Annotated in this window: 9 protein-coding genes, 1 other RNA gene, 2 pseudogenes and 1 riboswitch; of the genes and pseudogenes, 4 read left to right on the top strand and 8 right to left on the bottom strand. The window is 46.7% G+C overall.

Annotated features, from left to right (window positions below; translation table 11 throughout):
* The 3 genes from B7X71_RS08000 to B7X71_RS07990 form a co-directional block, all read left to right on the top strand.
* A partial coding sequence (locus tag B7X71_RS08000; RefSeq protein WP_293600485.1) for a malonyl-CoA decarboxylase family protein occupies window positions 1–505 on the top strand: 505 nt, incomplete at its 5' end.
* 108 nt (window positions 506–613) lie between these two features.
* Window positions 614–1,612, top strand: coding sequence for a tripartite tricarboxylate transporter substrate binding protein (locus B7X71_RS07995; RefSeq protein ID WP_293600484.1), 999 nt, complete (start codon window positions 614–616; stop codon window positions 1,610–1,612).
* Window positions 1,613–1,646: 34 nt separating this feature from the next.
* Window positions 1,647–3,170, top strand: a complete 1,524-nt coding sequence (locus B7X71_RS07990; RefSeq protein ID WP_293600483.1) for a malonyl-CoA synthase — start codon at window positions 1,647–1,649, stop codon at window positions 3,168–3,170.
* An 18-nt stretch (window positions 3,171–3,188) separates the two neighbouring features.
* Here the strand turns inward: B7X71_RS07990 and B7X71_RS07985 are convergent, their stop codons facing one another.
* From B7X71_RS07985 to B7X71_RS07955, 8 genes and pseudogenes are all read right to left on the bottom strand, one after another.
* Window positions 3,189–4,007 (bottom strand): sulfite exporter TauE/SafE family protein, encoded by an 819-nt coding sequence (locus B7X71_RS07985; RefSeq protein WP_293597947.1) that lies wholly within the window; start codon window positions 4,005–4,007, stop codon window positions 3,189–3,191.
* A non-coding RNA gene (gene ssrS, locus B7X71_RS07980) (6S RNA) lies at window positions 4,008–4,226 on the bottom strand. It lies immediately after the preceding gene.
* Window positions 4,227–4,325: 99 nt separating this feature from the next.
* Window positions 4,326–4,550: pseudogene (locus B7X71_RS17895) on the bottom strand (cell division protein ZapA); the annotation flags it as partial.
* On the bottom strand, window positions 4,531–4,815 hold the full coding sequence (locus B7X71_RS07975; protein ID WP_293600482.1) for a hypothetical protein: 285 nt from the start codon (window positions 4,813–4,815) through the stop codon (window positions 4,531–4,533). The gene B7X71_RS07975 and the pseudogene B7X71_RS17895, both read right to left, overlap by 20 nt.
* A 51-nt stretch (window positions 4,816–4,866) precedes the next feature.
* On the bottom strand, window positions 4,867–5,628 hold the full coding sequence (locus B7X71_RS07970; RefSeq protein ID WP_293600481.1) for an ABC transporter ATP-binding protein: 762 nt from the start codon (window positions 5,626–5,628) through the stop codon (window positions 4,867–4,869).
* A complete protein-coding gene (locus B7X71_RS07965; protein WP_293600480.1) occupies window positions 5,625–6,635 on the bottom strand; it encodes an iron ABC transporter permease in 1,011 nt (336 codons plus the stop codon). Before B7X71_RS07965 ends, B7X71_RS07970 begins: the two co-directional genes overlap by 4 nt.
* Window positions 6,602–7,495 carry a helical backbone metal receptor gene (locus B7X71_RS07960; protein WP_293600479.1) on the bottom strand — a complete coding sequence of 298 codons (894 nt, stop codon included), beginning with the start codon at window positions 7,493–7,495 and terminating at the stop codon, window positions 6,602–6,604. Before B7X71_RS07960 ends, B7X71_RS07965 begins: the two co-directional genes overlap by 34 nt.
* Before the next feature lie 15 nt (window positions 7,496–7,510).
* Entirely contained in the window at window positions 7,511–9,550 is a 2,040-nt protein-coding gene (locus B7X71_RS07955) for a TonB-dependent receptor (protein WP_293600478.1), read from the bottom strand.
* Between the two features lie 147 nt (window positions 9,551–9,697).
* A riboswitch (cobalamin riboswitch) is annotated at window positions 9,698–9,913 on the bottom strand.
* Between the two features lie 70 nt (window positions 9,914–9,983).
* Between B7X71_RS07955 and B7X71_RS07950 the strand changes: the two are divergent.
* Window positions 9,984–10,181, top strand: a pseudogene (locus tag B7X71_RS07950) (Crp/Fnr family transcriptional regulator); the annotation flags it as partial.

Below are 10,181 nucleotides of genomic sequence, written 5' to 3'. Positions count from 1 at the left end.
ACATGCCGAATTCCCTGGAATCAAAACCTTTGTGACCTTATCGCCTATTCCGGGATTTATGGATTGGGTTGCTGCAGGCGCTCATTTAGGCGAAGGTGTTCCAGGTGAGAGATTGAAGCCAAACCTCAAGTTAGCGCGCGATGCTGCACTAGCAGTCTTAAAGCTTGAGAGCCAGTCTTGGAGCGAGCGATTGACGGGTGGTTGGCACCCAGATCTCGCCTCAGAAGAGGAGAAGGCTGCTTTATTAAGTTTGGCCAGTATGTATTTGGGGCTTGCCTCTACTGGGCGCGACGGCAATCCAGTAGCAAAGTTTCATCTAGGCAATGGCGCCAAGTTGCACTTGGTGAACTGGGCAGGGGATTTATCGCGCAAAGGATTGCGTCAATCCGCTGGGCTAATGGTGAACTATCTTTATGACTTGGGAAGCGTAGAGGACAACCACGAGCGTTTTGCTAATGGAGAAATCGTCTACTCCAGAGCCGTAGGCCGCCTGATGGCACCCTAGTGTTTTCCCTTGTATAGACTTTTGCAGTAAGTGTTAAGTGCCCTTAGAATGGGTGCTGTATTTATAAAAACGAAGTCAATCATTAGGTTGATACAAAAGGAGATAAAGATGTTTAATCAAAAAACCAGAGCATCACTTTTTTCTGTAAGCACTTTAAAGAAATCACTATTTCTACTTTGTGCGGCACCGCTAGCAGTAATGGCGCAAGAATGGCCGACTAAGCCAGTTACCTTTTTAAATCCGTTCCCAGCGGGTGGCGGAACCGATGCGTTCGCCAGGCCTTTGGCGGCTCAATTAACAGAGCAGCTCGGTAAGCAATTTGTTATCGATAATCGTGGCGGAGCAGGTGGTACTGTTGGTGCCTCAGTTGCGGCGAAGGCGGCTCCTGATGGATACACTTGGTTTATTGGTGCGACACATCATACGATTGCACCCTCAATGTATAAAAACTTAGATTACGACATTCAAAAGAGTTTTATTCCTGTAGCTATGTTGGCAAACGTGCCTCAAGTTTTGGTGGTTAATCCACAGCGCGTAAGTGCACGCAATGCTAAAGAGTTTATTGACCTCATGAAGAAGAATCCTGGTAAATATAATTTTGCTAGCGCAGGTAGTGGCACTGTTCACCACTTAGCCGGTGAGTTATTCAAGATTCAGACTGGTACCTTTATTACTCACATCCCTTACCGTGGTGCTGGCCCAGCAATGAATGACTTGTTAGCAGGTCAAGTCGATTTGGAATTTGATGGCCTTGCTACATCTGCCCCACAAATTAATGCCGGTAAATTGGTGGCGATCGCCGTGGCAGCAAACAAGCGCTCTCCAGCGATTCCAAGCGTGCCAACATTCCAAGAGGCTGGTTTGCCTGACTACGTAGTTTCAACTTGGTACTCTATGTTTGCTCCAGCAGGCACTCCAAAACCTATCGTTGACAAGATGATTGTTGAAGTGCAGAAGGCCTTAAATTCACCAAAGATCAAAGCAATCTGGGAGAAAAATGGTTCTGAAATACCGAGTCTCTATGGTGAAGCATTTGGTAAGCAAGTGAATGCTGACGTAGTTCGTTGGTCTAGCGTGGTTAAGAAATCTGGTGCTTCGTTAGATTAATTAAGCATTTAATGTATTGGTATTTGAGGCTCGAATGAATTTATATTCCTTATTGGAAAAGGGTTTTCCAAAAGATAAGCAAGCATGTGCACTTGAAACGCATGATGGACTTTATTACTCCTGGAGTGATTTAGAGCATGCAACTAACAAGATGGCAAATTTGCTTAAGAGCCTCAAGTTACCCACTGGATCAAGGGTTGCAGTTCAGGTTGAGAAATCTCCAGAGGCCCTTTTTCTTTATCTTGCCACTATCAAGGCAGGCTACGTTTACCTACCTCTGAACACAGCCTATCAAGCGGCGGAAATTCAATATTTTCTCGAGAATGCTGAGCCAGCAGTCGTGGTTTGTAGCAGCAAGAATTTCTCTTGGGTGTCGAAGGTTGCTTTTCAGGCTGGCACTAAACACGTATTTACTTTGGATGAAGATCGTAAGGGTACTTTGCTTGATCGTGCAGCTGGTCAAAGTGATAAATTCAAAACCGTTGCCGTAAAAGATGATGATTTAGCTGCTATTTTGTATACCTCCGGTACAACCGGTCGCAGTAAAGGTGCGATGCTGACCCACAAGAACTTGGGTAGTAATGCACAGGTGCTGCAGAAGTTTTGGGGCTGGAAAAAAGGTGATGTTCTATTACATGCTTTGCCAATCTTTCATGTCCACGGTTTGTTTGTAGCTGCTCATGGTGCGTTAATTAACGGTAGCAAAATGATTTGGTTGCCGCGTTTAGATACTGCGCAACTAATTCATCACATGCCCAATTCCACTGTAATGATGGGTGTGCCAACGTTCTATGTACGCTTGCTTGCAGATAAAAACTTTAATAAGAGCGTCACGCGCAATATGCGCTTATTTGTTTCTGGTTCAGCTCCTTTGCTCACCGAAACGTTCAATACTTTTAAAGAGGTGATTGGTCAACCGATTCTTGAGCGCTATGGCATGAGCGAGACTGTGATGTTGGTCTCCAACCCATACAAAGGAAATCGTGTAGGCGGATCAGTCGGTTTACCTTTGCCAGGTGTGAAGGTGCGCGTGGTTAATGAAAACAATAAACCTTGTGGTGTTGATGAAATCGGTAGTATCCAAGTTAAAGGCCCAAATATATTCAAGGGCTACTGGCGCATGCCAGAGAAAACTGCAGAAGAATTTACCAAAGACGGCTGGTTTAAAACTGGTGACGTTGGTCGTTGGGGTGGCGATGCCAATGGTGGTAAAGCACCCAAGGACTACCTTTGTATTGTTGGACGCAGCAAGGACTTAATTATTTCTGGTGGCTATAACGTTTATCAAAAAGAAATCGAAAGCTTTATCGATGACATGGATGGCGTAGATGAGAGTGCTGTGATTGGTATTCCGCATCCAGATTTTGGTGAGGCAGTAATGGCAGTGGTTGTACCAAAAGCAGGTGCCAAGCTAGATGCACAAGCCATGATCGCTGCACTCAAAACGCAGATTGCGAACTTCAAGATTCCAAAGCGTCTGGAAATTGTTTCTGACTTACCTCGTAATGCAATGGGTAAAGTTCAAAAAAATATTCTGCGTCAGCAATATACCAACTAAGAACTGCAAGACGATTTTCTAAAAACCAAATGCCTTGCGGCTTTCATTAAACATGAAGGCTGCAAGCATAAATAGCATCACACCAAAGATGCGTTTGAGTTGAGCTACATTAAGTTTCCTGGCCATTTTTGCACCGAGTGGAGCGGTGAATATACTGACCGCCACAATGCAGAGCACCGCTGGAACATATACAAATCCCAAAGATCCTTCTGGAAGATTGGGATTGCCCCAGCTGCCATACATGTAGCCGATTGTTGCTGCAGCAGCGATCGGAAATCCTAGGCCAGAAGAGCTTGCCATCGCAGTGTGCGGTTTTACATTGCACCAAAGCATAAATGGAACTGTAATAAAAGCTCCGCCCGCTCCAACCAGACTTGCAATTACGCCCGTAAATGCTCCAAATGAAAAAAGACCCAGAGCGCCCGGCAACTCTCGCCCGGCTGTAGGTTTTTTATTGATGATCATTTGGATCGAGGTGTACACAATAAAAATAGCGAAGAACAGGGATAACCAAGAAGTGTCAATTGCCTCAAAGATTTCGCTGCCACCAACAAGACTGCCAATCACTAGGCCTGGACTGAGTGATGCCACCAACTTCCAATCGATCGAGTTGTGTTTGTGATGTGCCCAGATAGCTGAGGTAGTTGTAAAAAGAATAGTTGCCATGCCGGTGGCAATCGCCATATGTACGATGATATTTTGACCAAATCCTAAATGATTGAAGACCACAATCATGAAGGGAACCAAAATCATCCCGCCGCCAATACCAAGCAGTCCCGCAAGAAAGCCCGCGATACTTCCGCATAGTATCAACATTCCAATATCAATTAGTGACATGAATTCCCCGCCTTGGCCGCTAGGCCGTCATCCTGAACCCTAAGGTTCAAGGTGGAACGGCTACTCTGTTTCGGGTGCATTAAGAACTCCAGGGAGTGAACAGCGCGAAGCTGCCACTGTGAAGATTCGAAACGCTCACGCCCACAGTGTAAAGATCGTTCCTGATGCTTGCGCATCGGTTCAAGGAACTATTGGCCTTGGCGAACCAGGCAGGGAAAGGGTTTGCATCAGAGCATCTACTTGATCTTCCAGGGAATGAATTTCCCTCTGGAGGCGAGCGATTTCCTCTGGGTCAGAGTTTAATGAAGCGCTTTGCACAGGCGCTTGTTGAGGTGTAGCTTGCAATTTGATGAGGTCGCCTGCGATCTTTAGTGCGGCCATCATGCTCGCACGTTCAATACTGCGATTGCCACCATTGATTGCTAGCTGAATTTGTTCATCCACCAAGGAGCAGGCCGCACGAAGCAAGGGCTCATGTTCAGCGCTAGTGGCTAAGGTAATTTTTTGACCGGCGAGGGTTACTTCAATGCGTTGTTGGCTCATTGTCATCCTCTGGGTTGGGTGGTGTCACGGGTTCGCCGAGCAAGTTCATTTGACGTCCATCAGTCTGTTCTGGCAGACGACTCAAAATATGTTGAATTCGCTTTTGGGCATCCTCAATCTTGGTCTCAAGCTGATTGCGATCTTGGTGCAACGCTTTCACAGCATCTGAAATCAGCTGAATTTTGTGAGATAGCCTCTGCAATGATTCGGCTGTCGGATCAGTTTGGGTTGAGTCACTTTGGACATGAGGGGCGTACTCGGTCATATGGGCATTGTAGCCTTAGCAAAACGCTTTGTGAAACTCCTGGCTTTAGGCTTAATTGGGTAAAGCCACCCAATCATGCCCCAGCTGTTCTAGGCGAATACGGCCGTCAAATAGTTCAACTAGGGCTTGATGAGTTCTAGGGTCTTGGCTGGACCCCTGAAAATGCACTTTGCCTTCGCTTAGCATCACCAAATGGTCGGCACGGAGCGCAAAATGAATTTCATGCAAAACTGTCACTAGGGTTTTGCCTTGGGATAGTAAGTTGCCTTGCCATTTTAAAAAATCAGCTTGGTGGGGTGGATCTAAATTAGCCAGCGGCTCGTCCATGAGAAGAATGTCTGAATCCACGGCAAGCAGACGTGCTAGGAGAACTCGCTGACGCTCCCCTCCAGAGAGTTGCTGTAAGGGCCGATGACGAAAATGCCAAGCATCAGTCTGTTGCATAGCGCTTTCGACCGAAAGGTGATCGGCATCCGAGGGCAGGTGCAGCCATCCTTGATGTGGGATGCGCCCAAGCATGACTGTGTCATAAGCACTGAGGGAGTCATCAAACTCTTCTGAATTACTCGAGCCTTGATCGAGCCAAGCCATTTTCTTTGCAAGCTCTCTAGAGGAAAACTCAGATAGATTGACCTCATCGATAGTGATTAAGCCATCCCGCCTTAATAAACCCGCCATCGCCTGCAAGAGCGATGATTTTCCTGCGCCATTGGGCCCAATAATGCTCGTCCACTTTCCTCGTGGAATATCTATATTCAGGTCAGAAAGAATGGCGCAGGGTCCCCTATAGACACTGAGCTGATGCATTTTCATGAGCGCACCCCATGAGAGCTTCCCCTGAGTAGGGCTAGTAGATATAGTCCGCCTAAGACTGCGGTCACAACGCCAACGGGAATTTCAATCGGTGCAAAGAGGGTGCGCGCAAGCAGGTCAGAGCTAAGTAATAAGATTCCGCCACCTAGGCAGGAGAATAAAATCTGTACCCGTTGCCGTCCGCCAGAAAACTTTCTGACTAAGTGGGGCGCTGCAAGCCCAACAAAGGCCACTAGGCCAGTTTGTGCAACAGCGCAACCAGTTGCAAGAGCAAGAATGCCAATCAATACGAGACGTAATTGATCCAATGGCAAGCCTAAAGTACGTGCAGTATTTTCGCCAAGAGAGAGTGCATCCAATACAGGGCTAATGATGAGGGCGATGAGTAAGCAAGCCACTAAAGCAATAGCCATGACCGTAACGCCAGACCAATTTAGAAGAGCTGTATTGCCCAGCATAAAAGATTGAATGCTTTGGAATAGGTCAGGGCGGATGAATGTGAATAAGGAGTTCGCTGCGCCGAGGATCACACTGATCACTACGCCAGATAATAAGAGTCGCAAGGAGCTGCGGTAGCCACCAGCCAAAAGAAGGGAGGCCAGAACACCAATCAAGGCTCCCAGAAAAGCGCCGCCATTGAGGCCAATAATCTCTAACCAAGAATTACCAAGATAGGCAAAGCAAAGAATGCTCCCAACCCCAAGTAATGCACCCGATGCGCTGCCAAGTAGGTATGGGTCCGCCAAGGGATTGCGAAAGAGGCTCTGCGCAATACCACCAGCCAGCCCTAATAAAGCGCCAGCAAGGTAAGCCCCTAATGATCGTGGTAGTCGAATATCAAATAAAACGGTTTGATCAGATGTCGACATGTTCCAGCTGGCACCCATGCTTCCGAGTAGGGTTCCAAGAAACACCAAGACCGCACTCAGAATGAGGAGGCTTGATAACTTGCCAAGGAAATGATTCTTTTGCATTACCGAGATGATGACATCTTCTCTTGTATGCATTGAGAAATAATAAGTGCCGCTTCTCCCATGCGCGGACCGGGACGTACCAAGATATCATTTTGATCGCCGGTAAATATACAAATTCGGTTCTTAGAGACTGCTGGAATGGAGCTCCACCCTGGGCGTTTCTGAACGTCAGCAATGGTTGATTCAGTCAGGAGAATGACATCAGGCTTAGCCTGCACCACAAACTCAGGATTGATTTTTGGAAATGGCCCAAGCGATTTTGGAATGATATTCAGCAAGCCTATTTGAGTCAGGATTTCCCCAATAAAAGAAGTGCTGCCAGCCGCAAAGGGTGCGGGATTCACTTCAAAGTAAACGCGAATGTCTTGATTGCCCACAGATAGCTGCTTGTTAGCGCGCATGATTTCTTTTTCAATTTGATTCCACACGCGCGGGCTTTCTGATATTCCCAGTATCACATCTAGTTTCTGAAGAGCCCTTTTCTCATCGCTCATAGACTTCACATCTAAGGCAAAAGTTTTAACGCCCAATTCATTTAGACGTGCAATTACGGGCGAGGCTTTTTCTAGCAGAACAACATCAGGTCTGAGCTGCACAATGCGTTCAATGTTAATGTCGCCCATTCCTCCAAGTTTGGGTAATTCTTGAATTGATCTCGGCCAATTTGAGAATCGATCTACCCCAACTAAAGCGCTGCATTTGCCCAGAGCACATACCGATTCGGTGATTGAAGGTAGCAGGCTTATGATGCGCTGAGGGGGTTTCTCAAAAATCACAGTGATTCCACGGTCATCAACTGGTGAAACGGGCGCAGCAAAAACTGCCAAGGAAAATCCCAAAAGAAATACAGTGACCCCGACCACTAAATAGCGGGTGCGGGTCGAGAGTGTCATCAATATTCCCATCAATTACTTCATTGCGTAGCGAATACCAGCAAAGATGTTGGAGCCGGGAGTGTTGTAACCGTACGTGAGTTGATATTGCTTATTCAGCATATTGTTCCAACGTGCAAAGATGGTCAAATTTTGCTCAATCTCATAGCTTGAGTAGAGGTTGAAGATCGAATATCCACCCATTGCTCCGTTATAGGCATTGCCGCTTGTAGCATCGGTTCCGGAGATGTCAGTGCGCTGTCCGGAAAAAGTGCCACCGATTCCGCTAATCAACTTATTGTGAGTGTATTCAATAGAAGCGTTGCCAAACGTGCGGGCTCGCTTAGCCAGTACTTGGTCAGTTGTTTGATTGATTGGACTCTGTTGATCAATCGAACCTTTCAGTGTGAAGTTTCCAAGGCGAGTGCCTCCCCCAATCGATACACCACTAATTTTTGCAACGGAAACGTTGGAGGCGCAGCCGTATAGTGTTGATAGCGGACAGTTAACACTCCCATATTGAATCAGGTTATTGATAGTGTTGTTATAGCCTACGAGATGAGCGTCATAGCGTTCGGTATCATAGTGCAATCCAAGTTCAGTATTTTTGCTTTTTTCAGGCGCAAGGTTTGGGTTGCCGTATCCAGGGTAATAGAGGTCATTAAAGGTTGGCGCTCTAAAGCCAGTCCCATAGTTAATATTTGCGCGTAATTGCTTGGTGAAAAAGTATCCATAAGCCACGCCCCCTGTTGTTTGCGGGCCGTATCCAGTAATACTGTCATTGCGGATGGATAGGTTGGCTAAGTGCGCACCACGCTTAAGCTGGTAGGAACCTGCAACTGAATTAGTGTTCCGACTCTGACTAAAGCTCTCAAGATTTGTGTATGGATAAACATATCCGTTGTATTGAGAGCTATCTACACTTTGCGTCCGACGCTCTCCAAGAAGTTGTAATAAGTCAGACCCAATCGCAATATCGTTTTGCCATGTGTAGATATTTTGTTTCGTTTTTGTGATGGGGCTATATGCAGGGCTAAAGGGTGTTTGATCTTGTGAAACTTGACCATTGTTATTTGAGAGAGATGCCTGTAAAAAACTTTTCCAGTGATCCGTAATTTGATTTTTGGAGTAAATGCTGTAAGTGCCCAGTTGCGCAATATTAGTTTGTGCCTGCTGTGGGCCGGGGGCTCCACAAGGACCATACGGTGGTGTATTTGAACAAGCGCTATAAGTTCCATTATTACTAAAGTCGCCAGCATTAAATCCAGGTGATTGGTTGTTTAGTCGACTCTGGAGCATCTGAATGCCAATCGTCTGTCCCTTACGCCACTCTTGGGAAAGTTTTCCGGTAACCGCATCTTGTACATAACCTGTTTTCATTGACGTCAATGCGAACGGATTATTGCTGGCAATTGTGTTGTAGCCGGTTGATAAAGTCTGACTAACGCCAAGGGAATAACGAATCTTTTGTTCGCCTTCGGTTGAGCCATAGATGCTTGCATCGCTAACACTCGTTCCATAGGTTCCGTAGCCAGTTGAGACACTGACTTTTGCTGGACCTGAGCCTTCCTTGGTAAAAATTTGAACCACGCCACCAATAGCATCTGCTCCATAGAGACTACTTTGGGGGCCAAAAATGATTTCAATGTGATCAATTAATGGCAGTGGTATGGATTCCCATGTTGGGCCGCCATTCAGTGCTGAATCTGATCGCACGCCATCAATCAGCACAATACTTTGGCCGTTTGATGCCCCGCGCAGAAATACACTTGCGCTGGAGCCGCCAGCCCCAATACCAGAGGTGATTTCAATACCTCTTTGTCTTTGAAGGAGTTGCGCTAAGGTAGTTTGACCAGCCTGCTCAATTTCCTCTGGCCCGATGTAGTCGTAGTCAGCCAAGACGTTATTTGCCAATGTTGGGGCGCGATTGGCGGTAACGATAATCGGATTTTCAGGATTGGGTGAGTTGGTTACCGAAACCGTGGAATTGCTTTGAGCAAAGACTGATGTGTTGGCTGCTATTGCTGCGCCGCAAAATAGGGCGACTAGTGTTTTGCTGCTGAACTGCTGCTTCATGATGAACTTTCTGCCTTCGAATCACCTGGCTCACTTCCCCGTAAGCTGGGTCGAACAGAATTCCACGTTTTGAGAGTTCGGGCGTCAATTGGACATCCTGCCTGCTTGGCTGGGGATGCTTCATCAGCGCGCGAAGATCCCCGTCCGCAAAATTCCACTTGTCTTGGCCGGTATCCGGGCTAGTAAATCTCAGAATCTGGCCTTCCCATGCAATTGACGCGCACAGTGGCTTACTCAGACTCCTGACACCTTCACTTTGAAGTTAGGGTGTATTTACTTACCGTTGCGGGGGCAGCACACGTTTAGTGTTTCCCGTTTAACTTTATTGCACTGCAATAAAGCACCACGACCCCGAAATACTATCATAGGCTGGATCTTGGTCGGCTTAAAGGGTCAAAAAAGCCTACAATATAGTTTCTAGGATTAAGGATTCATGACAGTATTAGACAAGCACCCCGAAAAAAACCTGATTCGTTTGCAGCTGAGCCAAAACTCGGTTTTAAAAAGCTTGGATCCTGAAGCAATGGCTGATTTAGAGCGCCATTTAGTAATCTCAGACCTCAGAAAATCAGAAATCCTGCTTCATCAGGGTGATCACCAGATGGAGCAGTACTTTGTGCTCGATGGGATC

It is taken from the genome of Polynucleobacter sp. 39-46-10 (assembly GCF_002282275.1).
This window is presented reverse-complemented; position numbering and strand designations above follow the sequence as displayed.